Source organism: Pseudonocardia humida, from assembly GCF_023898865.1.
Taxonomy (GTDB): domain Bacteria; phylum Actinomycetota; class Actinomycetes; order Mycobacteriales; family Pseudonocardiaceae; genus Pseudonocardia; species Pseudonocardia humida.
This window is the reverse complement of record NZ_JAGSOV010000071.1, coordinates 29,739-53,535: the sequence shown is the minus strand read 5'-3', so window position 1 is coordinate 53,535 and position 23,797 is coordinate 29,739. Positions and strand designations below refer to the sequence as shown.

Here is a 23,797-nt window from a genome sequence, read left to right as displayed (position 1 = left end):
GGGGCAGCGGACGGGCTCTGCGTTCGCGGTACCGGTGCGGGACGGCCATCCTGTGCCCGTGGTGGTGCGGACGGATTCCTACAGCATCCAGTTCCCTGCTGAACCCGTGCAGGTGGCGTTGTTCCGGCACGGGCTCGACCGCTGGCTGCAGGGGCTGGAGTGGCCGGACGAGGACCGCGTCGACGCGCTCCTGGCGATCAGCGAGGCGTGCACGAACGTCGTTCGCCACGCCTACCCGGTCGGTGCGCCCGGCGACGTGGAGGTGACCGGGCGGCTGGTGCTCGAGCCGGAGCGGCGGCGCCTGGCGATCATGGTGCGCGACCGGGGGACGTGGCGTCCCGCCCCCGAGGGCCGTGGCCTCGGCCTGCGGACGATGCGGGCCTGCATGGACCGGGTGGTCATCCGCCACGACGGGGACGGCACCGCCGTCACCCTGATCAGCAACGCCGTCCCGGTGGGAGGGCCGGACGAGGGCTGAGCACGACCTCGTGACGCGGGCCCCGGGTGAGGATTCGGTCGCGCCCGGGCTGCGTCGGGCCGGCCGTCAGGGTAGGAATCCGGACGTGATCACACACGCGCGATCGACGGGGACCGACACCGCTGCCGAGGACGCCGCGGCGCCGGGCGGGGTGGGCGGCTGGGTGCTGCGGTCGGGCGTCGAGCGTGCGCTGCGGCTGCAGCACCCGCTGGTCTCGGCCCACGTCGCGGCGGTGCGCCGCAAGAACCCGGAGATGAGCCCGGCCGAGGTCGTCGACCGGTTGGGGCGCCAGTACCGGATCGCGGTCGCCGGGACGGGCGCCGCGGGCGGTGCGGTCGCGATCATCCCGGCGCTGGGCACGGTGGCTTCGCTGGCGACAGCCGGCGCGGAGGCCTTCGCCGCGCTGGACGCCGCCGTCATCTACACCCTCGCGGTGGCCGAGGTGCACGCGTTGCCGACGGACGAGCCGGAACGGCGCCGAGCCCTCGTCCTCGGGGTCGTGGTGGGCGCGGGCGGGCAGGCCGTGCTGCGCAAGGTCACCGGCCGGTCCCACGACTGGGCCCGGGAGGTCACCGACAACCTGCCGCTGGCTCGGCTGGGGCTGCTCAACAACGGCCTGACCCGCTGGTTCGTCAAGCGTTACATCATCCGGCAGGGAGTGCTGGCGCTGGGTCGGGCGCTGCCGCTGGGCATCGGGGTCGTCATCGGGGCCGTCGGCAACCTGGTGACCGCGCGCGCGGTCATCCGGTCGGCGGAGATCGCGTTCGGGTCCCCGCCCGCGTCGTGGCGCGACGCCGGGAACCCGAAGGGCTCCACCGACGGGCCGGGCGGGAACTGACCCGGAGCCGGCAGCCGCGGCACACCGGATCGACCCGACGGCGACAGCTCACGCGCCGGCCATCCACGTCGGCCTGCTCGACGACCGCGGCGTCGGATCGGGGCCGGTGCCCGGGCGGCGTATCACCGCCTTCCCACCGGGGCTCCTCCCGTGGCCGGCCCGTGCGGTCGGCCGGTGCGCCGACCCGCACGTCGCACCCGGCAGGAGGTCGTGGATGGACAGCCGCGTGGCGGACGCGTTGTCCGGTGAGCTGGCCCGGCAGGTCGTGGGCCGGTTGGCGCCCGACGAGCTGGCCGTGTTCGACCCGGTCGCGCAGGAGTACTTCGCCGACCCGCAGGCCGTGCTGAGCCCGGCGCGGCGCGAGGAGGCCGTCGGGTTCGGCCTCGACCTGGCCATGCTCACCCCGTACGCACTGGCCGTGGCGGGCCCGGTGGTGACCTGGCTGGTCGCCACCGTGTCGACCGCCGCCCGCGAGGAGTCCGAGGCGCGGATCACCTCCTGGGTGCGGGGGCTGTTCCGGCGCGGCCCGGCGCCCGGGCCACCGGTGCCGCCGTTGACCGACGAGCAGGCCCGCACGGTCCACCGGATCGCGGTGCGGCAGGCCCGCGCGGTCGGTCTGCCCGACCAGCAGGCGGCGCTGGTGGCCGACGCGATCGTCGGCGCGATCCGGGTGGGCTGAGGCCCGGCCGTGGACGCCGTCGCCGCCCCGGGTCGTCCGCCGCCGGTCCGGCCCGACGTGCTCGCCTTCCCCGCGCCGACGACCGGCCGGTTCCTGGTGCTGCTGGTCGCCCTGCTGGCCGCAGGCCTCTTCGTCGGCGACTGGTTGCACAGCGAGGTGGCGGGGGTCGGGTGGTGGGAGACCTACCAGGCCTGCGCGGTGTCCCAGCAGGTCCCGGCGGACGGCCCGGTGGCGACCGGCACGGCGGGGGTCGACGTCTGCCGCGCGGGCAGCGAGCACACCCGGGCGTCGTTCGTGCTGGGCGGGGCGGCGGCGGTCGGCCTGGGTGGGGTCGGCGTGCTGCACCTCGCCCCGGTGCTGATCCGCAGGCGGCGCCGGCTGGTGCCGCCGGTGCCCGGGCTCCGGCCGGCCGGGCAGCGCTTCGCCGAGCTGTCCGCGGCCGCGGGGCTGGCCCGGTGCCCGACCCTGCTGCTCGGTCCGGCCCGCCAGCGCGACGCGTTCAGCTTCGGCGCCCCGGGTCGCTACGCGGTCGTGCTGCCGATCGGGCTGGCGCTGAAGTGGCGGGACCCGCGGCTGTTCGACCCCGTGGTGCGCCACGAACTCGCGCACGTCGTGCACCGCGACGTCGCGTTCGCCTGGCTGGCCCGCTCGATCTGGTACGTGCTGGCCCCGGCGCTGGTGCTGCCCGTGCTGGCCGAGGCCGCCTCCGGCGACCTCCCGCAGGTGCTCGACTACCTGTGGCGGGCCCTGCTGCTCGCCGGCACCGTGCAGCTGGTCGTCGCGGCCCTGCTGCGCTCCCGGGAGCACGACGCCGACCTGCGGGCGGCCCGGCTGTCGGGCGGGCCGGAGCCGGTGCTCGGGGTCGTCGCGCTGGTCCGCGCGGTCGAGCTCCCGTGGTACCGCCGCCCGCTGGCACTGCACCCGGGCCCGGCCGAGCGGCGCGCGGTCCTGGAGCACCCGGAACTCGTCGCCCGGGTGAGTTTCCTGGACGGGTTCACCGCCGCGTTCCTGTCCGGGCTGACCGGGCCGCTCGTGGTCACGCTGGTGGTGTCGGGCGCCGCCGGGCGGGCGTCCAACGCGCTCGCCCAGCTGGGCGTGGCCCTGGTCGTGGGCCCGCTGCTGGGCGCCTCGGTCGGGCTGGCGCTGTGGCGGGCCTCGGTGGTGGCCCGCACGACCGGGCGCCCGGCGTCGCCGTGGCCCGCCGCGCTGGGCGTGGCCGCCGGCCTGGTCTGCGGCTACCCGACCTCGCTCGGCACGGCGGCGACCGTCGGGTTCGGGGTCGAGGACCCGTTGTGGTTCCCGGTGGTCGCCGCGGCGGGCGCGGGCGCCACCCTGCTCGTCGCGGGCGCGGGGGAGGTGTGGGCCGACGCCGTCGCGGCGCTGCGCGGGCCCCGGCGGGCGTGGGTCCCGGCGGTGGTGGTGAGCGGGACGGTGTTCGCCGCGGTGGTGTGGGCCCTCGTCCAGTTCGACCTCGTGCTCGGCGGGGGAGGCTGGCCGCTGGTGGGGCTCTGGTTGCTCGCCATGCCCGACCGCTGGTTGCCGGTGGCCGCGGTGCTCGTCGTGGTCGGTGCCGTCGTCGTCGCGCTCGTCGTCTCCCGGAGGGACGGCTGGGCTCCGGCCTGGATCGTCGAGCGCGGCGGGCCGGCGCCCTGGCCGGCGGCGGCGCCGCGGGCCGTCGTGGTCGGCGGCGCCGGGGTGCTGGCCGGGCTGGGTGGCGGGGCGGTCGCCGTGGTCGCCGATCTGCTGGTCGCGCCCGCGGTCACCGACGCCCAGACGCTGCACCGGTTCTTCACCTCCTTCGTGCTGGCCGCGGCCGTGGGCGCGGCCGGCTCTGCGGCGCTGGGCGTGCTGCGCCCGGCCGACGGGCCCGGCCTCGGGGGACTGGTCGGCCCGCTCGCCGCCACGACCACCACGACCTGCTCGCTGGCGCTGTTCCTCGGCCACGGCAGCGAGCTCGACGCCGGGATCGTCGCCGACGCGCTGTGCGCGGCGCTGGTGATGGGGTTCTTCGCGACCGCGCTCACCGCGCCGGTCGCGGCCGCGGTCGGCGGACTGCGCCGCCGCTCGCCGGGGCCGCGGGGCGGGGTGCTCGCGGCGGTCGCCGTCGGCACCGCGGTGGCCGCGGGGCTCGGCGTCGGCACCGTGGCCGCGGCGACCGCGCCCCCCACCCTCTCCCCGGTCCAGGAGTACGTGACCGTGGTGGTCCCCGACCTGCTCGGGCGCTACGAGCAGGTCGAGGACCGGGCGCGGGACGCGGTCGGGGACGGGGCCGTGGTGCGCGACCCCGCCCGTGCCGACCGGATCCGGTACGAGGTGCTCCCCCCGCTCCGCGAGGTCCTCGTCGTCGCCGAGGCCCACCGGCCCGCCACCGCGGAGATCCGCGCCGCGCACGACCGGGTGCTGCGCGCGTTGCGGGCGAAGCAGGTCTCGCTGGAGGTGTACGCGGTGGGCTACACCGCCGCGGACCCGGGCGCCTTCGCGGCCGCCGAGGGCCACCGCGCCGAGGAGCTGCGGGCCTTCCAGCAGTGGGCGACCGCGATAGCCGCCCTCGAGGAGTAGGGCGTCAGCTCACCCCGTTCGGCCGGCCGGCTCGCCCCGCGGCAGGAACAGCGCCGAGACCAGCGCCGCGGCCAGCAGCACCAGCGCCCACGTGAAGGTCGACGCGTAGGCCTCGGCCAGGACGGCGGGCGGGGCGAGCGGGTCCTCGATCTCGTGGGTCAGGATCACCGACAGCGTCGCGGTCCCGATCGCCGCGGCGCTCTGCTGGATGATGGTCAGGCTCGTCGACCCGCGGGCGATGTCCGGCGGGCGCAGGGTCTTGAGCGCGATCGACATGTTCGGCATCCCGACCATGCCCAGCGCCACGCCCAGCACGAACAGCGCCACCCCGATCAGCCAGTACGCCGTGGAGTCGGTGAGCTGCGTCAGCACCGCCACCACGCCGATGACCAGCAGGATGCCCAGCCGCACCAGCTTCGCCGCGTGACCGCGGTCGACGAGGCGGCCGGCGATCGGCATGATGATCATCATCCCGATGCCCTGCGGCACGATCAACAGGCCGGCCTGCAACGCGCCCTGCCCCCGCACCTGCTGGAAGTACAGCGGGAACAGCAGCATCGAGCCGAAGACCGCGATCATCACCAGCACCATCGTGACGGTGGCCGTGGAGAAGGCCCGGTTGCCGAACAGCTTCAGGTCGATGAGGGCGTTCGGCGTGCGCCCCGCGTGCCACACGAACACGGCCACCAGGACGGCGCCCGCACCCGCCGGCAGGTACACCGCGGGGTGCCCGACACCCGCGTGCGCGGGCACCTGGGCCAGGCCGTAGATCAGCGCGGCCAGGCCGGGCGAGAGCAGGAGCAGGCCGAGCACGTCGAGCTTCTCGGTCGGCCGCGGCTCGTCGTCGGGCAGGATGCGCGCGCCGAGGACCATGGTCAGGATCCCGACCGGGATGTTCACGAAGAAGATCGCGCGCCAGGACACGTCGTCGACCAGCCAGCCGCCGAGGACGGGACCGCCGATCGGGCCCAGCTGCATGGCGATGCCGAGCACGGCCATCACCCGCCCGATCCGCGCCGGCCCGGCCGCGCCGACCAGGATCGTCATGCTGAGCGGGGTCAGCATGCCGCCGCCGAGGCCCTGCAGGACCCGGAACAGGATCAGCGACTCGGCCGACCAGGCGATGCCGGCCAGTGCCGAGCCCACGACGAACAGGAACACCGCGGTGAGGTAGACCCGCTTGGTGCCGAACCGGTCCGCGGCCCAGCCGGACAGCGGGATCACTGTGGCGAGCGCCAGCGTGTAGCCCGTCGCCACCCACTGCATCGTGGCGAGGGTCGTGTCGAATTCGTCGATCAGGTGGTCGAGCGCCACGTTGACCACGGTGATGTCGAGCATCGCCATGATCGCGCCGAGCACGACGACGCCGCCGATCGCGAGGATTCTGCGGTCGAGTTTCTCCGACGGGGCCGCCACCGGTTCGGTGGCGGCGTTCGGAGTGGTGGGTTGGGTCAAGACCTTCCTTGCCCGGCGCAGCACCACCGCGCGGACTGCTCCGCGGAGATTTCTGCGCCGTCGGTTGTGCGTTGAACGGAGTTCGCGCCACGGGGTCGGGGAACTGCCGGCAGATCCCTTTCGGGCGCACCGTTTGCGGGGCTCCGGCCCGAACGGCTCGGCGATTCTGCGGCACGACCGGGGTCTTGCGGCAAGCCCCCCGGTGCGCTATACGTTGGATACGGCGGGAAGCGGCGTGGGTCCCTCGCGCGCCGAACCGGTAAGCGGGCGGGGTCGACCATGGTCATGCCGGCGACCACGGCCCGGTCGAAGTCGGGCAGGGCGGCCGCCGCCTCGTCGAGCCCGATCGTGCGCTCGACCAGCCGTTGGGGCTGCAGCGAGCCCTCTTCGATGAGCGCCATCATCGCCGGGTAGTCGAGCGCGGCCATCCCGTGGCTGCCCAGCAGGTCGAGCTCCCACGCGATCACCCGCGCCATCGGCACCCGCGGGTGGCCCTCGACCGGCGGCAGCAGCCCGACCTGGACGTGGCGGCCCCGGCGGCGGAGGCTCAGGACGGCGTCGGCGCAGGTCGCCTCGCTGCCGACCGCGTCGACGGCGACGTGGCTGCCACCGCCGGTCAGGTCGGCGACGGCCGCCGGGACGTCGGTGCCGTCGGCCGCCAGCACCTGCTCCGCGCCCAGCCCGGTGGCGACGGCCAGGGCCTGCGGGTTCCGGTCCACCGCGACCACCCGGGCGCCCAGCGCACGGGCGATCATCACCGTGCTGAGCCCCACGCCGCCTGCCCCGACCACGGTCACCCACTCGCCCGCGACGACCCGGGCGCGACCGACGAGGGCGCGGTAGGCCGTGGCGAACCGGCAGCCGAGCGCGGCCGCGGTGGCGAAGTCGACCTGCTCGGGGAGCGCCACCAGGTTCGTGTCGGCGCCGTGCAGGGCGACGTACTCGGCGAACGACCCCCAGTGGGTGAACCCCGGTTGCTGCTGGTCCGGGCAGACCTGCGCGTCCCCGGCCCGGCACCACGCGCACCGGCCGCAGCCGCAGACGAACGGGACGGTCACCCGGTCGCCGACCCGCCACCGGCCGACCCGCGCGTCCACCTCGGCCACCACGCCGGCCAGCTCGTGGCCCGGCACGTGCGGGAAGGCGATCTCGTCGTGCCCGGCCCAGGCGTGCCAGTCGCTGCGGCACAGGCCGGTGGCCATCACGCGCACCACCACCCCGCCGACCGGGGCGGTGGGATCGGCCACCTCCCGGACCTCGGGGCGGGCCCGAACGGCATCGAGGACGACGGCGCGCACCGCCCCATCCTGCTGCAGGACCGGCGGTGGCGTCTGCACCCCCGACCCGGACGGAGGGCGCCGGGCGTCAGCGGCCGGCGTCGGGCCCCAGGAAGAACCGGACCATCTCGGCGGAGGCGTCGGGCCCGCGCGGGTCGGTGTAGGAGCCGGCGGGGCTGCCGCCGTACCAGGCGTGGCCACCGCCGTGCACGGTCCAGCGCTCGACGAGGACCGCGCCGTCGGCGGCGGTGTGGACGGTCCGGGTCGCGGCGCGGCCTGCCCGCTCGACGCGGTGCGTGGTGGTGGTCGCGGGCGGGGAGGCGGCCAGCCGCGCGGCGACCAGCTTCTCGGCGTTCACCGGGGCGACGACGGGGTCGGCGTCGCCGTGGAAGACGATCAACGGGACCCGGCTCGTGGCCGCGGGCGATCCGCCGTTGCGCATGGCGAGCAGGCCCGAGCGGACGTCGTGCGCCGCCCCGTGGGCGACCCCGGAGTGCACCCCGACCCCGGCGTAGAGGTCGGGATGGGTCGCCGCCATCACCGCGGCCATCGCCCCGCCGGCCGACAGCCCGGACACGAAGACCCGGCCGGGGTCGACGGCGTGCTCGGCCACGACGCGGCGGGTGATGCCGGCGATGATCGACGGCTCGCCGCGGCCGGCCCGCTGGTGGGCCCGGTCGAACCAGTTCCAGTAGGCGCCCGGGTTGGCCGAGGTCGGCTGCTCCGGGTAGGCCACCAGGAAGGTGTGCCGCTGGGCCAGCTCGTCCATCCGGGTGCCGGCCGCGAAGTCGGCGGCGTCCTGCCGGCCGCCGTGCAGCATGACCAGCAGCGGCACCGGCTCGCCGGTGCGCCCGGCCGGGACGTGGAGGCGGTAGGCGCGGGTGCCGGCCGGCTCGGTGTGGTTCAGCCGGCGGGTCCGGCCGCCGGAGCGGTGGTCGGTCATGGGCGTCCCGGGGCGGTGGGTGGGTGGGTGGGTGGGTGGACCGGCGCCGGGGTCAGCCGCGCGACGGCGGGGCCGAGCCGCCCTGGGGGGCGGTGCCGGCCATGAGCGCCGCGATCTCCCGCCGGTGGGCCTCGGACGGCAGGCCCCACCCGGGGTCGTAGTCGTAGACCTCCCGCAGCGGGGTGCCGACCGTCTGGCCGGTGAGGATCTCGACGTCGTCGGCGGTGACGAGCGCGGGGTGCTCGACGCCGACGGTCTCGCTGACCTTGAGCAGGTCGCGGCGCAGGGTCGTGACGTAGTTGGCCGCGCGCACGGACTTCAGCGCCGGGTCGAGCCCGTGGGCGAGCCAGCGGTTCTGGGTGGCGACGCCGGTCGGGCAGGTGTCGGTGTGGCACTTCTGGGCCTGCACGCAGCCGATCGCGAGCATCGCCTCCCGCCCGACGTTGACCACGTCGGCGCCCAGGGCGAAGGCGACCACCGCGTTGTCGGGCAGCCCGAGCTTGCCCGCGCCGGCGAAGACGACCCGCTCGTGCAGCCCGCGCTGGGCGAACTGCCGGTACACCCGGCTGAACCCGAGCCGGAACGGCAGCGCGACCGAGTCGGTGAACACCAGCGGTGAGGCGCCGGTGCCGCCCTCGCCGCCGTCGACGCTCACGAAGTCGACGCCCCGTCCGGTGGTGGCCATCAGGTCCGCGAGCTGCGCCCAGAAGTCCAGGTCGCCGACCGCGGACTTGATGCCGACCGGGAGCCCGGTCTCGTCGGCGAGCATCTCGACCCAGTCGAGCAGGGCGTCGGTGCTGTCGAACTCGGCGTGCCGGGAGGGGCTGATGCAGTCGCGCCCCTGCCGGACGCCGCGGGTCGTGGCGATCTCCGCGGACACCTTCGCCCCGGGCAGCACCCCGCCCAGGCCGGGTTTGGCGCCCTGGCTGAGCTTGACCTCCAGCGCCCGGACCGGGGCCGCGGCGACGGCGTCCTTGAGCCGCGCCAGGTCGAAGCGGCCGTGGTCGTCGCGGCAGCCGAAGTAGCCGGTGCCGATCTGCCAGACCAGCTCACCGCCCTTGCGGTGGTAGGGCGAGATGCTGCCCTCCCCGGTGTTCTGCAGGCACCCGGCCAGCGCGGCGCCCCGGTTGAGCGCCTCGACCGCGTTGCCCGACAGCGAGCCGAAGCTCATGCCGGAGACGTTGACCACCGAGTTCGGGCGGAAGGCGTGGCGGCGCCCGCGGGCGGCGCCCATGACCTTCGCGCAGGGCAGCCACGACTCCTCGCCCGCGTGCGGGTGGGTCGTGGGCACGGCGCGGCCGAAGGTGCGGTGCTTGATGATGACGTAGCCGGGGGTGTGCTCGACGTCGTTGTCGGTGCCGAAGCCGAAGTAGTTGTTCTCCAGCTTGGCCGAGGAGTACACCCAGCGCCGCTGGTCGCGGCTGAACGGGCGCTCCTCGTCGTTGGCGGCGACGATGTACTGGCGCAGCTCGGGTCCGATCGCCTCGATGAGGTAGCGGGCGTGGCCGAGCACGGGGAAGTTGCGCAGCAGGGCGTGCCGGCGCTGCAGCAGGTCGTGCGCGGCGACCCCGGCGGCCGCGGCCACCGGGAGCAGTCGACTCCATCTCACGGGGGGAGTCTGCGCCGCGCGCCCGCTCCGCGCTGATCGGCGCTCGGCCCGCCGCCACGGCCGGGTCGCCGGCCCCCGCACGTGGTCGGCCCGTCCCGGTCAGCTCCCGTCCAGCGCGGACAGCTCCTCCGCGGTGAGCTCCAGGTCGGCGGCGGCGGCCGAGTCGGTGATCGACTGCGGTCGCTTGGCGCCGGGGATCGGGATGACCACCGGCGACTGGGCCAGCTCCCAGGCCAGCGCCACCTGCTGCGGGCTGACGCCGCGGGCCCGGGCGATCTCGGCGAACGCCGGGTGCTTGTCGGCGAGCTCCTTCGCGTCGCCCAGACCGCCGAGCGGGCTCCACGGAAGGAACGCCAGCCCCAGCTCGGTGCAGACGTCGATCTCGGGGCGGCTGCCGCGGTAGGCCGGCGAGAACTGGTTCTGCACGCCGGCCAGCGCGTCGCCCAGGACCGAGTGGGCGGCGCGGATCTGGTCGGGGTCGGCGTTGGACAGGCCGAGCATCCGCACCTTGCCCGAGTCGGCGATCTCCTTGAGCGTGCCGACGACCTCGTCGTAGGGGACCGCGGGGTCGGGGCGGTGGTGCTGCCACAGCGCGATCTGCTCGACGCCCAGGCGCTGCAGGCTGGCGTCCACGGCGGCCCGCAGGTGTTCGGGGGAGCTGTCGGTGGCCCAGCCGCCGCCGTCGGTGCGGGTGTGGCCGCCCTTGGTGGCCAGGAACACCCGGTCGCGCACGCCGAGCTCGTCGAGCAGCGAGGCGATGAGGCGTTCGTTCTCGCCCTGGGCCGCGGCGCCCTTGTCCTGGCCGGGCCCGTAGGCGTCGGCGGTGTCGAACAGGGTGACGCCGGCGTCGAGTGCGGCGCGGACGGTGGCGGCGAGCTGCTCGCGGGGTTGGGTGCCGGTCTGGTCGAAGGTCATCAGCCCGAGGCCGATCGCGCCCACCTCGACGCGCCCGACGGTGTCGTTCCCTATGGTCCGTGTCCGCATGCGGTCGACCTACCCGGTCAGCACCCGCTCCACTCCGTCCGGCGCGATCTCCACCGCCGGGCGCGCCGGTCCGGAGTTCTCTGCAGAAGGATGGGGCGGGGACGTCGAGACCGGTGCGGCGGCTCCGTCCCAGGGTCGGGAGCGGCCACCGCGGCCGCACCGCACGGAGGAGAACGACGATGGCGAAGTACCTGCTTCTCAAGCACTACCGGGGCGCCCCCGAGGCCGTGAACCCCGTTCCGATGGACCAGTGGAGCCCGCAGGAGATCCAGGACCACATCCTGTACATGGCCGACTTCGCCACCCGGCTGGAGGGCACCGGTGAGTACGTCGACGGCCAGGCCCTCGCCCCGGAGGGCACGTTCGTCCGGTACGACGGGGAGGGCAGGCCGCCGGTCACCGACGGGCCCTTCGCCGAGACCAAGGACCTGATCGCCGGCTGGATGGTGATCGACGTCGACAGCTACGAGCGCGCGCTCGAGCTGGCGGGGGAGCTGTCCGCGGCCCCCGGGGCCGGCGGCGAGCCGATCCACGAGTGGCTCGAGCTGCGCCCGTTCCTGGGCCACCCGCCGACGGTCACCGAGTGAGCCGGGCCGGGGTCGTGGACGAGGCGCTGCTGCGGGAGCTGACCCCCGCGGTGATCGGCGTCCTCGTGCGTCGCGGGGCCGACTTCGCGACGGCCGAGGACGCCGTCCAGGAAGCGCTCGTCCAGGCCACGGTGACCTGGCCGGACCGCAGGCCGGCCGACCCGAAGGGTTGGCTGGTCACGGTCGCCTGGCGCAAGTTCCTCGACGCGCACCGCTCCGAGGTCTCGCGCCGCGAGCGGGAGCAGCGCGTCGAGGCCGAGCCGCCGCCCGGCCCTGCCGCGTCCGCCGACGACACGCTGCGGCTGTTCTTCCTGTGCGCCCACCCGTCGCTGACCCCGACGTCCGCGGCCGCCCTCACGCTGCGCGCCGTCGGCGGCCTGACCACCGCCCAGATCGCCCAGGCCTACCTCGTGCCGGAGGCGACGATGGCGCAGCGGATCAGTCGGGCCAAGCGCACGGTCGCCGGCGTGCGGTTCGACCAGCCGGGCGACCCGGCGACCGTGCGGCGGGTGCTCTACCTGGTCTTCAACGAGGGCTACACCGGCGACGTCGACCTGGCCGCGGAGGCGATCCGGCTGACCCGGCAGCTGGCCTCGCGGGCCTACGCGGAGGAGACCGCGGGGCTGCTGGCGCTGATGCTGCTGCACCACGCCCGGCGGCCGGCCCGGACCCGGCCCGACGGCAGCCTGGTCCCGCTGGCCGAGCAGGACCGCTCCCGCTGGGACACCTCGCTCATCGCCGAGGGCGTCGCCGTCCTGCAGGCCGCGCTGGGGCGCGACCGGCTCGGCGAGTTCCAGGCCCAGGCGGCCATCGCCGCCCTGCACGCCGACGCGCCGCGGGCGGAGGAGACGGACTGGGTGCAGATCGTCGGCTGGTACGACGAGCTGCTCCGGCTCACCGCCAGCCCCGTGGTGGCGCTCAACCGGGCGATCGCGGTCGGCGAGGCGGACGGGCCCGCGGCCGGTCTGGCCGCCCTGGCCGCGGTGGACCCCGGGCTGCCCCGCTACAGCGCCGCCTCGGCGTACCTGCACGAGAAGGCGGGCGACCTGCCGACCGCGGCGCGGCTCTACGCCGACGCCGCCCGGTCGGCCCCCAACCTGGCCGAGCGCCACCACCTCACCCGGCAGGCGGCGCGGATCGGTCAGGTGCTGCGCGGGTGAGCCCGTCGCGCGCTCGGCACGGTCCTCACCGCTCGTCCGGTGGTGCGGTCGACGTCGTGGGCGCGGACGGCCGGCAGAGGACCTCCCCGTGCGGTACCAGGAACCAGCCGTCGTCGTGGGCGGCCCAGTCCCGCCACGCCCGGGAGATCTCGCGCAGCTCGGCCGGATCGGCGTGGCCGCCGTCGACGGCCTGGGCGGTGATGGCGGAGGTGAGGATCCGGTCGGCCCACATCCCGCCCCACCACTGCCGGTCCTGCGGGGTGGCGTAGCACCAGACCGACGCGGTCGGGACCACCTCGGCCGCGCCCGCGGCGCGGGCCCAGGACAGCAGCCGGCGTCCGGCGTCGGGTTCGGCGCCGTTCCCGCGCGCGACGGCGCGGTAGATCGACAGCCAGCGGTCGAGCCGGGGATCGGTCGGGTACCAGGTCATCGCGGCGTAGTCGGCGTCGCGGGCGGCGACGACCCCGTCGGGGCCGGCGACGCGCAGCATCTCGCGCAGGGCCGCCACCGGGTCGGTGAGGTGCTGCAGGACCTGGTGGGCGTGCACGACGTCGAAGGCGCCGTCGGGGTGGTCGAGGGCGTAGACGTCGCCGAGGGCGAAGCCGATGTTGCCCAGTCCGGCCGCGTGCGCCCGGGCCTGCTCCAGCGGCCCGGGCACCGGCTCGATCCCCAGCACGGTGCCCGGCGCCACGTGCCGGGCGATGTCGGCGGTGATCGTCCCGGGGCCGCAGCCGACGTCGAGGACGGTGGCGCCGGGTCGCAGGTGCGCCGCGGCGTAAGCGGCGGAGTTCGCGACGGTGCGCACCGCGTGGGAGCGCAGGACGCTGGCCGCGTGGCCGTGGGTGTAGGTATCCCGGTCGGCGCGCACGGCGTCATCGTCCGGGCCGCGTCCCACTATGCGCAACCATTCTCCCACATCATGGGAATTGGGAGAGTGGGTCTGCTCGCGGTCAGGCCTTCTCGCCCAGCGCCACGATGTGCTCGGGCAGGCGCTCGTTGTCGCCGTACATGAAGTGGTTCGCCATCTTCTCGGAGAACCGGCTGGCCTCGGTGGTGCGCCCGACGGCCTCGGCGACCTGGCGGATCAGCATCGGCGACGCGCCGCAGCACACGCCGAGGTAGTTGACCCCGATCTCGGCGGCTTCGCGGGCGAAGGCGCCGATCTCGTAGCGGTTCGCGTACAGCGGGTCCAGCGCGGTCGGGAACGTGCGCCCGTGCGGGGAGGGCACGCTCGCGGCGGGGTCGCTGAGGTTGAAGAACGTCGGCTCGGCGGCGGTGGTCCGGTAGGGGATCGGCAGCGCGCCGACGTGGCAGGACACCGCGGCGCGGATCTCGCGCAGCCACGGCAGCATGGTCGCCGGCCCGCGGAAGCAGTTCATGCCGACGACGTCCGCGCCGCCCTGCTCCAGCCGCCGGCAGGTCTCCACGATGCCCACGCCGTCGGCCATCTCGTTCTGCGCCATCGGGGCGATGGTGAGCACGACGGGCAGCCCGCTCGACTTGGCGACCTCCAGGGCGGCGAGGGCCTCACCGGCGTAGTAGAAGGTCTCGCCGATGATCAGGTCGGCGCCGCCCTCGACGGCCCAGCCCACCATCTCCCGGAACATGCTCCGGACCTCGCCCTGGCGCTGCTCGTCGGCGGGGTCCCAGATGTTGCTGTTGGAGATGTTGCCGGCCATCAGGTTGCCCGGCTGCGCGTCGGCCACCTCGCGGGCGATCCGCAGCGCGGCCCGGTTGAGGGGTTCGAGCTGGTCCTCCTTGCCGATGACCCGCATCTTCTCGCGGTGCCCGTTGTAGGTGAAGGCCTCGACGACGTCGGAGCCGGCGCGCTGGAAGTCCACGTGCAGCGCGCGGAGCGCATCGGGGTACTCCAGCGCGACTTCGGGCACGAACTCGCCCGCGGTGAGGTAGCCGCGCCGTTCGAGCTCGAAGAGGAAACCCTCGGCGCAGATCAGCGGGCCCGCGTCCAGGCGGTCGGTCAGCGGTGTGCGGTCGTTCATGAGCGCGCAGCACTCCATCTCTCGTGGATCGGCACCAAAGCGGAGCGGTGCAGGCGGTCTCCTGACTCCCAGGTCGGACGCCCGTCCCCGGCCTTCCCGGATCGTGCGGTCCAGTGGCGAGTTCGGGGGCGGGCTCCCTGGTCACAGTGGCGAGGACCGTGCCGGATTCGCACCGGCTTCCCGGTCCTGCATCGCTGCGGCGAGTGTAGGGGCGGATACCCGGGATCGCGCCGGATAAGCACCTGGCGCCGGGGGCGACGTGCTCGGTCACGACGAGCCTGCCCACGGGACCTCCCGGTCGCGGTGGTGCTGCCGCAGGGGAGACCGGGGCGCGTGCCGGACCTCATCGCGGCCGCGCACCGGGATCCTCAGTGGATGTGCGATCCGCCGTTGACGTCGTAGGTTGCGCCGGTGATGTAGCCGGACTCCGCGCGGCAGAGGTAGGTGATGAGGTCGGCCACGTCGGAGACCCGGCCGCTGCGCCCGACCGGGATGCCGGCCAGCAGCGCGGCCTTGCGCTCGCCCTCCAGGGCGCCGCCGGTGATGTCGGTGTCGATGAGCCCGGGGGCCACGCTGTTGACGGTCACCCCGTTCGGGCCGATCTCCCGGGCCAGCGCGCGGGCGAAGCCCAGCTGGGCGGCCTTGGCCGCGGAGTAGGCGACCCCGCCGAAGACGCCGCCGCCGCGCTCGGCCGAGACCGAGGAGAGGAACACGATGCGGCCGAAGCCGCGCTCGACCATCCCGGGGGCGAGTGCCCGGGTGATGCTGAAGGCGCCGCGGACGTTGACGGCGAACACGCGGTCCCACTCGGCCGCCTCGACGTCGAGGAACCGGGTGGGCGAGGTGATGCCGGCGTTGTTGACCAGCGCGCCGACCGGGCGCGGGTCGGCGGCGAGGGCGTCGGCGGCGGCGGCGACGGCCGACTCGTCGGTGACGTCGCAGGCCAGGCCGACGGCGTGCACGCCGTGGCGGGCGGCGATCTCGTCGGCGCTCTCCTTGGCGGCGGCCTCGTCGAGGTCGAGCACGGCGATGTTCCAGCCGGCGGCGGCGAGCGCGTGGGCGGTGGCGCGGCCGATTCCGCGCCGGGACGCGGCGCCGGTGACGACGGCGGTGAGGTCGGTGACGGGCACGGTGTTCTCCTGGGGGGTCACAGCTCGGCCTTGACGCGCGCGCAGAGCGCGGCGGTGGACAGGCCGTAGCGGTCGTGCAGGGTGGGCAGGGCGCCCGCGGCGAGGAACTCGTCGGGCAGCGCCGCGGCGACGATGCGGGTGGCGATCCCGGCGAAGCCGGCCGCGGCGGCGACGGACTCGCTCAGCCCGCCGACGACGGTGTGGTTCTCGCAGGTGACCACCAGCCGGTCGCCGGCGATCTGGCGAAGGACGGTCGCGGTGTCGAACGGCTTGATCGTCGGCACGTGCAGCACGGCGGCGTCGATGTGGTCGGCCTCCAGCCGGGCGGCCGCCTGCAGGGCGCGCATGGTCATCAGGCCGGTGGCGACGAACAGGACGTCCCGCCCGGTGCGCAGCTCCGCGGCCCGGCCCAGCTCGAAGCGGTAGTCGTACTCGTCGAGCACGGTCGGCACCCTGCCGCGCAGCAGGCGCAGGTAGGTGGGACCGGCGTGGTCGGCCAGCGCGGGCACGGCCTGCTCGATGTCGACCGAGTCGCAGGGGTCGACGATCGTCAGGTTCGGGCAGGCGCGCAGGATCGCCAGGTCCTCGGTGGCCTGGTGGCTGGGCCCGTAGCCGGTGGTCAAGCCGGGCAGCGCGCCGACGACGTTGACGTTGAGCCCGGGTTCGGCGATGTCGAGGCAGAGGAAGTCGTAGGCGCGCCGGGTGGCGAACACCGAGTAGGTGGAGGCGAACGGCACCAGTCCTACCTCGGCCATCCCCGCGGCGGCGCCGAGCATGACCTGCTCGGCCATGCCCATCTGGAAGAAGCGCCCGGGGTGGGCCTCGCGGAAGACGTGCATGTCGGTGTACTTCGCCAGGTCCGCGGACAGCCCGACGACCTCCGGGCGCTCCTCGGCCAGTCGGTTGAGGGCGTGCCCGAACGGGGCGGCGGTGGTGCGCTGGTCGGGGTCGGCGAACGAGGCGATCATCGCCGAGGTCGTGGGCTTCTTCTGGGCCGTCGTCATCGGGCCGGTCCTTCCAGCTGCTCGCGGGCGGCCTGCCACTCGTGCGCGGCGACCGGCATGAAGTGGGCCTTCTCCCGGGTCTCCAGGAACCCGACGCCGCGCCCGACGCGGGTGTCGCAGATCAGCACCGACGGGCCGCCGGTGTGGTCGCGGATGCGGTCGAGGGCGTCGACCAGGGCGGCGACGTCGTTGCCGTCGACGCGCTCGGCGTTCCAGCCGAACGCCCGCCACTTCTCGGTGACCGGCTCGGTGCGCAGGACCCCGGCGGTGGGGCCGTCGGCCTGCAGGCCGTTGACGTCGACGACCGCGATGACGTTGTCCAGGCCGTGGTGGGCGCAGGCCATCGCGGCCTCCCAGGTCGAGCCCTCGTCGAGCTCGCCGTCGGACAGCAGGTTGACCACCCGGGCGGGGTTGCCGCGGTGGCGCAACCCCAGGCCCATGCCGCAGGCGACGCCGAGGCCGTGGCCGAGGGAGCCGCCGGAGATCTCCATGCCGGGGGTGTAGGACGCCATCCCGGACATGGGCAGTCGGGAGTCGTCGGACCCGTAGGTCGCCAGCTCGGTGACCGGGATCGTCCCGGCCTCGGCGAGCGCGGCGTACAGGGCGATCGCGTAGTGCCCGATCGAGAGCAGGAACCGGTCGCGGCCGTCCCAGTGCGGGTCGTCGGGACGCAGGCGCAGCTCGCCGTCGCCGCGGGCGTAGAACACGGCGAGGACGTCGGCGACGCCGAGGGCCTGGCCGATGTAGCCCTGGCCCTGGACCTCCCCCATGTCCAAGGCGTGGCGGCGGATGCGGGTCGCGGCGGCGCGCAGCCGCGCGATGCGCTCATGGTGCCCGGCGGCGGCCGCCGGTCCGGTGACGGTGGTCGGCGAGGTCATCGCTTCCTCCTGGTAGTCGGGGTGTCGGCGGGGTTCACGCGCCGGACACCGTGTTGGGACGGCGGACCGGCTCGGCGGCCGACGGCGCGGCGAGCGCGGCTTCCAGCGCGGCGACCTCGGCGCGCTCCTCGCGGCCCCAGGTCTCGCGGGTCGACAGGGCGGCGACGAAGCCGAGCACGCCGTAGCCGCTGAACAGCAGGGCCGGGCCGATCCAGCCGGTGCCGGCGTAGAGGGCGGTCGCGACCAGCGGGGTGAACCCGGAGACGACCGCGGAGAGCTGGTAGGCCAGCGAGGCGCCGCTGGTGCGGGTGCGAGCGGCGAAGAGCTCGGAGAACCAGGCGCCCTGCACCCCGGCCAGGCTGTTCTGGCAGACGGCGTAGCTGATCACGAAGGCGAGCACGACGGCCGTGGCGAGCCCGGTGTTGAGCATCAGGAACAGCGGCACGCCCCACGCCACGCTGAGCGCAGTGCCGAGCAGGTAGACCGGTCGTCGTCCGACGCGGTCGGTCAGGGCGCCCCAGGCCACGGTGGCGGCGATGCCGATCCCGGCCGCGAGCATCAGCGCGAACAGCGTCACCGAGCGGTCGGCGAGCTCGGTCGTGGACAGGTAGGACAGCACGAAGGTGACCGAGATGGCGTAGCCCGCGGTCTCGGTGATGCGCAGGCAGAACGCGCGCAGCACGTTGCGCCAGTCCGTGCGCAGCACCTCGGCCAGCGGGTTCTTCGACACCTCGCCCTCGGCCTTGAGCGACTCGAACTCCGGGGACTCCTCCACCTTGAGCCGGATGACGATGCCCACCACGATCAGCACGGCGCTGAGCAGGAACGGCACCCGCCACGCCCACTGGTCGCCGAGCGGGACGCTGAGCAGGAACGCCAGGTTGGCCAGCAGCAGCCCGACCGGGAAGCCCGCCTGCGTGATCCCGGTGTAGAGGCCCCGCTTGCGCCACGGGGCGTGCTCGAAGGTCATCAGGATCGCGCCGCCCCACTCGGCGCCGAACGCCAGACCCTGCACCACGCGCACCGCGACGAGCAGGATGCCGGCCCACACGCCGATCTGGTCGTAGGTCGGCAGGAGCCCGATCAGCACGGTCGCGATGCCCATCAGCAGCAGCGATCCGACCAGCACCGGCTTGCGCCCGATCCGGTCGCCCAGGTACCCGCCGACGATGCCGCCGATCGGGCGCACGGCGAACCCGATGCCCAGCGTCGCGAACGACAGCAGGGTCCCGGAGAGCGGATCGGTCGACGGGAAGAAGACCTGGTTGAAGTAGAGGGCCGCGGCCGTGCCGAAGCCGATGAAGTCGTAGGTCTCGATCGTCGCCCCGATCGACGAGCCGACGGCCACCCGCTTGCGCGCTGGGGTGCCCTCGACCGCGGTGCGCGGATCGACCGCCCCGGCGGGGGCGCAGTTCTCAGTCATGTGATCTCCGCTGATCCATGTGCCGAGGACCGACTCTCGATTCCCGAGAGTCCGACTGTTAACACTCGGCAGGTGGGGAGCAACGATGGGGTCTCGAGCGCGGGATGTCAACCGCCGATGGCGAGGAGTTCGCGCGCCCTCAGCCCGGGGCGATGCGCCCCGGACGCGCGGAAGATCCGCAGGTAGACGCTCTGACCTGCGTGGTCAGGACTCGGCGGGACCGGCGAAGTGATCGGCCGCCGCGGCCATGTGTTCCTCGACGACGGCGATCGCCGTGTCGAGGTCGCCCGCCGCGATGGCGTCGACGATGGGGGAGTGCCGCGCGGGCGTCATCATCGCCGGCGCCTCGTCGGGTTCCCGGTTCATGATCGTCGCTCGGATGCGGCCCTCGAGGTGGCGCCACGACTCGACCAGCATCGGGTTGCCCGAGAGCTCGCAGAGCCGCATGTGGAAGCCGAGGTCGGCCTCGACCTGCGCCCCGAAGTCGTCGCCGTCGCGCAACGACAGCAGTGACTCGCGCAGGGCGGCGACCGCGGCGTCGCGGCGCGGCGAGGCGACGATCTCCCGGACGGCCAGCCCCTCCAGCGCGGCGCGCACCCGGAAGAGGCCGCGGATCTCGGTCGCGGAGAGGGTGTTCACCCGCAGCATCCCGCGGGTGCTCGCCATCACCAGGCCCTCCTGCTGCAGGTGGCGCAGGGCTTCGCGGACCGTGCCCCGGCTCACGCCCAGGCTCGCCGCGAGGTCCACCTCGCCGAGGTGGTCGCCGGGCCGGTACCGACCCGAGGTGATCGCCGAGCGCAGCGCCCGCAGCACGCGCTCGCGCAACGTGCTGCGATCGATGTTGGGTAGCGGCTCTACGGACACCACGCCTCCTCTGGAGTGTCGACAGCGTACATGTCGACACTCGGCAATTCCGGTTCCCGGCGCTGCTCCCGGACCGGGGCTCAGCCGACGAGCCGGCGGAGGCCGTCGTTGAGGAACACACCGCCCGGGTCGAGCTCCCGGCGGACGGACACGAACGACTCCCGCTGCGGGTAGGCCTCCCGGCCGCTGTCCCGCGCCAGGAAGTGGATCTTCCTCCAGTGCGCTCCGGCGTCGGAGCCGTCGAGCACGGCGGCGAAGTCGCGCGGGTAGGGCCAGCAGTCGGTATCGGAGATCGAGGGCGTAGAGGGGTCGACCGGTGTCCCGCTGATCGGTGCGCCGCCCGCCTCAGCGCGTCCGCAGCTGCCGCTCGACGCGGACGAGGACGTCGATCTGGGCGGGGTTGTAGAGCTCGCGGATGGCCGTGCCGATCGTCCGCGCGGTGGATGCCGCACCACCCGGCGCGTCGGCGTCGATGTCCCGCAGCCCGGGGTGGCGGGCGTGCAGGGCGCGCACGGCGGGGGCCATCCGGTCGGCCAGCTCGGCGCGGGTCGGCTCGTCGGCGTCCGCGGGCAGGTCGTCGAAGGCGGCCAGGTCCGGGTCCGGCGCCGGGTCCTGCAGCAGCTCCCGGTAGGTGTCGAGCCCTCTCGGACCGAGCACCCTGGTCATCACCACGACGAACGAGCGGTCGGCCGCGGAGAGGTCGGCGCCCGCGGCGGCGGGCCCGATGTCCGCGGGCAGGTCGGTCGGCAACGATCCCCGCAGGATCACGCCGAGCTCGGCGCGGGCCCGCTGCAGGCGCTCGATCGTCGCGGCCAGCTCCGCGTCCAGCGACCGCAGCGCCTCCGCGGGGTGCTCGTCGGCCTCACCCATGTCGGCGATCCGGGGCAGGGAGAACCCGAGCTCGGTGAGCCGCTTGATCCGCAGCAGGCGCACGAGGTGGGACACGCCGTACTGCTTGTAGCCGTTCGAGCGCCGCTCGGGCTCGGGCAGCAGCCCGACCTCGTGGTAGTGCCGCACGGCCCGCGGGCTGGTGCCGGCGAGCTCGGCGAGTTGACGGGTGCTCCAGGCCACGACGACCGCTCCTCGGGATCGGATCCACCGTATCCGCCGGGCCACGACCCCGTGAGCGGTGTGCCGGGTGCACCGGTCCCGGAGTCCTCGGTGGTCCGGCGCGCGGCGGCGGGCACACTGGACGACCCGTCCCGGAGGATCCGATGCCCCCTTCGCCCAGCCGCCGTCACGTGCTCCTCGGTGGCGCCGCCGCCGGTCTGACCGCCTGTGCGGCTCCCGAGCCGGTCGCGCCCCCGGCGGACCCGCCGAGCGCGGCACCCGGAGCGCCGGCCGCCGTCGGGTCCGGCGGCACGCCGGTGGCCGCCGCCGCGGACGTCCCGGTCGGCGGCGCGCTCGTCGTCGAACGCCTCGAGCTGGTCGTCACCCAGCCCGAGGCCGGCCGCTTCACCGGGCTCTCGGCGGTCTGCACGCACACCGGCTGCATCGTCAACCGCGTCGAGGGCACCAGCCTCGTCTGCCCCTGCCACGGCAGTCGCTACGCCCTCGACGGTGCCGTGCAGCAGGGCCCGGCGCCGCGCCCGCTGAACTCCCGCCCGGTCTCTGTCGTCGAGGGGCAGATCGTGCTGCAATGACCGTCGGTGACGGCGCGCTTCCAGACCGCGGGGTGTTGTTCATGGATCAGTTCGGTCACTACCGGATCGAGGAGCTGATCGGTAGCGGTGCGACGGGCGAGGTGTACCGCGCCCACGACGAGCGCCGCGACCAGGCGGTGGCGGTGAAGCTGCTGCCCGCCGCGCTGGGCGAGGACGCCCGCTACAAGCGGCGGTTCCACGGCGCGTGCACCACCGCGGCCCGGCTGCGCGAGCCGCACGTGATCCGGATCCACGACTTCGGCGAGATCGACGGCCGGCTCTACCTCAGCATGCGGCTGGTCGACGGGCCGAGCCTGGCGGCGCTGCTGGCCGCGGGGCCGCTCGCGCCGGGCCGCGCGGTCGACCTGGTCGGCCAGGTGGCCGTCGCGCTCGACGCCGCGCACGCCGCGAAGCTGGTGCACCGCGCGGTCAAGCCGTCCAACATCCTGGTCACCCCGCCCGACAGCGTCCAGGTGGTGGACTTCGGCCTGGCCCAGGCCGCCGGACCCGCGCGGTCGCAGCCGATGACCAACGTGGCCGGCGCGGGCATGTGGGCGTACCTGGCGCCCGAGCGCTTCGAGAACCAGCCGATCGACGCGCGCGCCGACGTGTACTCGCTGGCCTGCGTGCTCCACGAGTGCCTGACCGGGGTCAAGCCCTTCGCCGGCGACGACCTGCCCGCCCTGATGTACGCCCACCTGCAGCTGCCGCCGCCCCGGCCGTCGGAGCTCGTGGCGGGCGTGCCGCCCCAGCTCGACCGGGTGGTGGCCAGGGGGATGGCCAAGGAACCCGACGAGCGCTACGCCACCGCGGGTGAGCTGGCCGCGGCCGCGCGCGCCGCGCTGCTGCCGGCCGCGGTGCCGACCGACCTCGCCGACGACCGGACCGCCGACGACCGGACGGCAGACGACCGGACCACACCGGTCGCCGTCCCCGCCGGCCGGTTCGAGGCCGCCGCGCCGGTCCCGGCCGCGAGCCCGACCCCGCGCCCGGCCCCACGACCGGCCCCGTCCCCGAGCCCGGCTCCGCAGCCGGCTCCGGCTTCCGGTCCGTCCCCGATCCCGGCTCCCCGACCGGCAGCGGGCCCGCCTCCCGGTCCGCCGCCCGTCCCGCCACCCGGCGGACCCGACTTCGCCCGACGTCCCCGGCGTCCCGCCACCCGGCTCGTGCTGCTCGCCCTGCTGCTGGTCATCTTGTCCGCCGCGGCGACCGCGCTGGTGATCGGCCCCTGGCGGGGCGGCGGCGAGCCGAGCGAGCCGCTCGACCCCCAGCAGGCCGCCCCCGCGCAGGCGCCGCCGGTGCCGGTGGCCCCCGCGGCGCCGTTGCCGACCGAGGCGGCGCCGGCGCCGGTGGGCAACAGCAGCGCGTCGCCGACCGTCGGTCCGACCGTGCCGGTCGGGCCCACCCCGGGCTACATGGAGATCGCGCCGAACGGCCGCTACGCCTACATCGCCAACCGCGGCGCCGGTGTCCTGACCGTGTTCGACACCACCATCAACAGCGTCACCGGCGCAATCCCGGTGCCCGAGGGCGGTCCGCAGTTCGTGGCGTTCTCCCCGGACGGCACCCGCGCGTACGTGAGCATCTTCAACAACGACCGCACCGTCAACGAGGTCGGCGTGCTCGACACGGCCACCAGCACCTTCGTGGCCAGGGTGCCGACCGGCGTGCGGCCGTTCGCCCTGGACGTCACCCCCGACGGGCGCACGGTCTACGTGCCCAACCACGACTCCGGCTCGATCACCGTCATCGACACGGCGTCGAACGCGGTGACGGCGACTGTCGAGGTGGCGCCGAACCCGCACTGGGTGGACGTCTCCGAGGACGGGACCCGCCTGTACGCGGCCAACCACGAGTCCAACGTCGTGACGATCCTGGACACCGCCACGAACACGCCGATCACCACGGTCCCGGTCGGGCTGAGCCCCCACAGCATCCTCGCCCACCCCAGCGAGCCGCTGTTGTTCAACGTCAACTACGACAGCAGCTCGATGTCGGTGACGGACCTGAACAGCAACGCGGTGATCGCCACGGTGCCGACCGCGCCGCACCCGCAGGACGTGTCGATGGCCCCGGACGGGCGCCACGGCTACCTCGCCACGGTCGACGACAACGCGATCCAGGTGTTCGACGCGACGACGTTCGCGATCACCGCGCGGGTGCCGACCGGACGCAGCCCGACCAGCATCGCGGTGGCCCCGAACGGGCGGCAAGCCTACGTCACCAACCTCGACGACGGGACGGTGACGGTGCTGAACATCGCCGGCACCGCCTGAGCCGGGACGC

Annotated in this window: 22 protein-coding genes and 1 riboswitch; of the genes, 8 read left to right on the top strand and 14 right to left on the bottom strand. The window is 74.8% G+C overall.

Annotation, left to right across the window (positions count from 1 at the left end; all coding sequences use genetic code 11):
- The first annotated feature begins 58 nt into the window (after positions 1 to 58).
- The 4 genes from KDL28_RS32980 to KDL28_RS32965 all read left to right on the top strand — a co-directional run bounded on the left by KDL28_RS32980 (position 59) and on the right by KDL28_RS32965 (position 4,554).
- Entirely contained in the window at positions 59 to 478 is a 420-nt protein-coding gene (locus tag KDL28_RS32980; RefSeq protein WP_252444904.1) for an ATP-binding protein, read from the top strand.
- 85 nt (positions 479 to 563) lie between these two features.
- Positions 564 to 1,316, top strand: a complete 753-nt coding sequence (locus KDL28_RS32975) for a hypothetical protein (RefSeq protein ID WP_252444902.1) — start codon at positions 564 to 566, stop codon at positions 1,314 to 1,316.
- A 214-nt stretch (positions 1,317 to 1,530) separates the two neighbouring features.
- A complete protein-coding gene (locus KDL28_RS32970; RefSeq protein WP_252444900.1) occupies positions 1,531 to 1,995 on the top strand; it encodes a hypothetical protein in 465 nt (154 codons plus the stop codon).
- Between the two features lie 9 nt (positions 1,996 to 2,004).
- Entirely contained in the window at positions 2,005 to 4,554 is a 2,550-nt protein-coding gene (locus KDL28_RS32965; protein ID WP_252444898.1) for a M48 family metalloprotease, read from the top strand.
- Between the two features lie 9 nt (positions 4,555 to 4,563).
- Here KDL28_RS32965 and KDL28_RS32960 read toward each other — a convergent pair whose 3' ends face one another.
- From KDL28_RS32960 to KDL28_RS32940, 5 genes are all read right to left on the bottom strand, one after another.
- Positions 4,564 to 6,009 (bottom strand): DHA2 family efflux MFS transporter permease subunit, encoded by a 1,446-nt coding sequence (locus KDL28_RS32960; RefSeq protein WP_252444896.1) that lies wholly within the window; start codon positions 6,007 to 6,009, stop codon positions 4,564 to 4,566.
- Positions 6,006 to 7,307, bottom strand: a complete 1,302-nt coding sequence (locus tag KDL28_RS32955; protein ID WP_308216095.1) for a zinc-dependent alcohol dehydrogenase family protein — start codon at positions 7,305 to 7,307, stop codon at positions 6,006 to 6,008. Before KDL28_RS32955 ends, KDL28_RS32960 begins: the two co-directional genes overlap by 4 nt.
- A 67-nt stretch (positions 7,308 to 7,374) precedes the next feature.
- A complete protein-coding gene (locus KDL28_RS32950; RefSeq protein ID WP_252444894.1) occupies positions 7,375 to 8,229 on the bottom strand; it encodes an extracellular catalytic domain type 1 short-chain-length polyhydroxyalkanoate depolymerase in 855 nt (284 codons plus the stop codon).
- A 52-nt stretch (positions 8,230 to 8,281) separates the two neighbouring features.
- A complete protein-coding gene (locus tag KDL28_RS32945; RefSeq protein ID WP_252444893.1) occupies positions 8,282 to 9,838 on the bottom strand; it encodes an FMN-binding glutamate synthase family protein in 1,557 nt (518 codons plus the stop codon).
- Positions 9,839 to 9,937: 99 nt separating this feature from the next.
- Entirely contained in the window at positions 9,938 to 10,822 is an 885-nt protein-coding gene (locus KDL28_RS32940; RefSeq protein WP_252444891.1) for an aldo/keto reductase, read from the bottom strand.
- A 179-nt stretch (positions 10,823 to 11,001) separates the two neighbouring features.
- Between KDL28_RS32940 and KDL28_RS32935 the strand changes: the two genes are divergently transcribed.
- Together KDL28_RS32935 and KDL28_RS32930 are read left to right on the top strand one after the other, a co-directional pair.
- Positions 11,002 to 11,409: a YciI family protein gene (locus KDL28_RS32935; RefSeq protein ID WP_252444889.1), complete on the top strand. Its 408-nt coding sequence runs from the start codon at positions 11,002 to 11,004 to the stop codon at positions 11,407 to 11,409.
- Positions 11,410 to 11,423: 14 nt separating this feature from the next.
- On the top strand, positions 11,424 to 12,569 hold the full coding sequence (locus KDL28_RS32930; RefSeq protein WP_252444928.1) for an RNA polymerase sigma factor: 1,146 nt from the start codon (positions 11,424 to 11,426) through the stop codon (positions 12,567 to 12,569).
- Between the two features lie 25 nt (positions 12,570 to 12,594).
- Here the strand turns inward: KDL28_RS32930 and KDL28_RS32925 are convergent, their stop codons facing one another.
- The 9 genes from KDL28_RS32925 to KDL28_RS32885 all read right to left on the bottom strand — a co-directional run bounded on the left by KDL28_RS32925 (position 12,595) and on the right by KDL28_RS32885 (position 20,939).
- On the bottom strand, positions 12,595 to 13,437 hold the full coding sequence (locus KDL28_RS32925; protein WP_252444887.1) for a methyltransferase domain-containing protein: 843 nt from the start codon (positions 13,435 to 13,437) through the stop codon (positions 12,595 to 12,597).
- Between the two features lie 82 nt (positions 13,438 to 13,519).
- Positions 13,520 to 14,569: a homocysteine S-methyltransferase family protein gene (locus KDL28_RS32920; protein WP_252444885.1), complete on the bottom strand. Its 1,050-nt coding sequence runs from the start codon at positions 14,567 to 14,569 to the stop codon at positions 13,520 to 13,522.
- A gap of 54 nt (positions 14,570 to 14,623) precedes the next feature.
- Positions 14,624 to 14,752: riboswitch (cobalamin riboswitch) on the bottom strand.
- 185 nt (positions 14,753 to 14,937) lie between these two features.
- The gene (locus KDL28_RS32915; protein ID WP_252444884.1) at positions 14,938 to 15,699 is read right to left on the bottom strand and encodes an SDR family NAD(P)-dependent oxidoreductase; all 762 of its coding nucleotides are present in this window, start codon (positions 15,697 to 15,699) and stop codon (positions 14,938 to 14,940) included.
- 17 nt (positions 15,700 to 15,716) lie between these two features.
- On the bottom strand, positions 15,717 to 16,703 hold the full coding sequence (locus KDL28_RS32910) for a transketolase family protein (RefSeq protein ID WP_252444882.1): 987 nt from the start codon (positions 16,701 to 16,703) through the stop codon (positions 15,717 to 15,719).
- A complete protein-coding gene (locus KDL28_RS32905) occupies positions 16,700 to 17,581 on the bottom strand; it encodes a transketolase (protein ID WP_252444880.1) in 882 nt (293 codons plus the stop codon). Before KDL28_RS32905 ends, KDL28_RS32910 begins: the two co-directional genes overlap by 4 nt.
- A 34-nt stretch (positions 17,582 to 17,615) precedes the next feature.
- Positions 17,616 to 19,004, bottom strand: coding sequence for an MFS transporter (locus KDL28_RS32900; protein ID WP_252444878.1), 1,389 nt, complete (start codon positions 19,002 to 19,004; stop codon positions 17,616 to 17,618).
- A gap of 204 nt (positions 19,005 to 19,208) precedes the next feature.
- Positions 19,209 to 19,868, bottom strand: coding sequence for a GntR family transcriptional regulator (locus KDL28_RS32895; protein ID WP_252444876.1), 660 nt, complete (start codon positions 19,866 to 19,868; stop codon positions 19,209 to 19,211).
- Between the two features lie 80 nt (positions 19,869 to 19,948).
- Positions 19,949 to 20,320 (bottom strand): D-arabinono-1,4-lactone oxidase, encoded by a 372-nt coding sequence (locus KDL28_RS41785; RefSeq protein ID WP_308216094.1) that lies wholly within the window; start codon positions 20,318 to 20,320, stop codon positions 19,949 to 19,951.
- Positions 20,214 to 20,939 carry a MerR family transcriptional regulator gene (locus tag KDL28_RS32885; RefSeq protein ID WP_252444873.1) on the bottom strand — a complete coding sequence of 242 codons (726 nt, stop codon included), beginning with the start codon at positions 20,937 to 20,939 and terminating at the stop codon, positions 20,214 to 20,216. The genes KDL28_RS41785 and KDL28_RS32885 overlap by 107 nt, the downstream gene beginning before the upstream one ends.
- Before the next feature lie 143 nt (positions 20,940 to 21,082).
- Here KDL28_RS32885 and KDL28_RS32880 point away from each other — a divergent pair, with 143 nt between their 5' ends.
- Together KDL28_RS32880 and KDL28_RS32875 are read left to right on the top strand one after the other, a co-directional pair.
- The gene (locus tag KDL28_RS32880) at positions 21,083 to 21,511 is read left to right on the top strand and encodes a QcrA and Rieske domain-containing protein (RefSeq protein WP_252444871.1); all 429 of its coding nucleotides are present in this window, start codon (positions 21,083 to 21,085) and stop codon (positions 21,509 to 21,511) included.
- Between the two features lie 41 nt (positions 21,512 to 21,552).
- Positions 21,553 to 23,787 (top strand): serine/threonine-protein kinase, encoded by a 2,235-nt coding sequence (locus tag KDL28_RS32875; protein WP_252444869.1) that lies wholly within the window; start codon positions 21,553 to 21,555, stop codon positions 23,785 to 23,787.
- Positions 23,788 to 23,797 lie beyond the last annotated feature (10 nt).

Excerpts from the sequence above, each read along its gene's own strand:
- KDL28_RS32970 (WP_252444900.1), top strand. The coding sequence starts at position 1,531 with ATGGACAGCCGCGTGGCGGACGCGTTGTCCGGTGAGCTGGCCCGGCAG.
- KDL28_RS32950 (WP_252444894.1), bottom strand. The coding sequence starts at position 8,229 with ATGACCGACCACCGCTCCGGCGGCCGGACCCGCCGGCTGAACCACACC.
- KDL28_RS32940 (WP_252444891.1), bottom strand. The coding sequence starts at position 10,822 with ATGCGGACACGGACCATAGGGAACGACACCGTCGGGCGCGTCGAGGTG.
- KDL28_RS32935 (WP_252444889.1), top strand. The coding sequence starts at position 11,002 with ATGGCGAAGTACCTGCTTCTCAAGCACTACCGGGGCGCCCCCGAGGCC.
- KDL28_RS32920 (WP_252444885.1), bottom strand. The coding sequence starts at position 14,569 with ATGAACGACCGCACACCGCTGACCGACCGCCTGGACGCGGGCCCGCTG.
- KDL28_RS32910 (WP_252444882.1), bottom strand. The coding sequence starts at position 16,703 with ATGACGACGGCCCAGAAGAAGCCCACGACCTCGGCGATGATCGCCTCG.
- KDL28_RS32905 (WP_252444880.1), bottom strand. The coding sequence starts at position 17,581 with ATGACCTCGCCGACCACCGTCACCGGACCGGCGGCCGCCGCCGGGCAC.
- KDL28_RS32900 (WP_252444878.1), bottom strand. The coding sequence starts at position 19,004 with ATGACTGAGAACTGCGCCCCCGCCGGGGCGGTCGATCCGCGCACCGCG.
- KDL28_RS32880 (WP_252444871.1), top strand. The coding sequence starts at position 21,083 with ATGCCCCCTTCGCCCAGCCGCCGTCACGTGCTCCTCGGTGGCGCCGCC.
- KDL28_RS32875 (WP_252444869.1), top strand. The coding sequence starts at position 21,553 with ATGGATCAGTTCGGTCACTACCGGATCGAGGAGCTGATCGGTAGCGGT.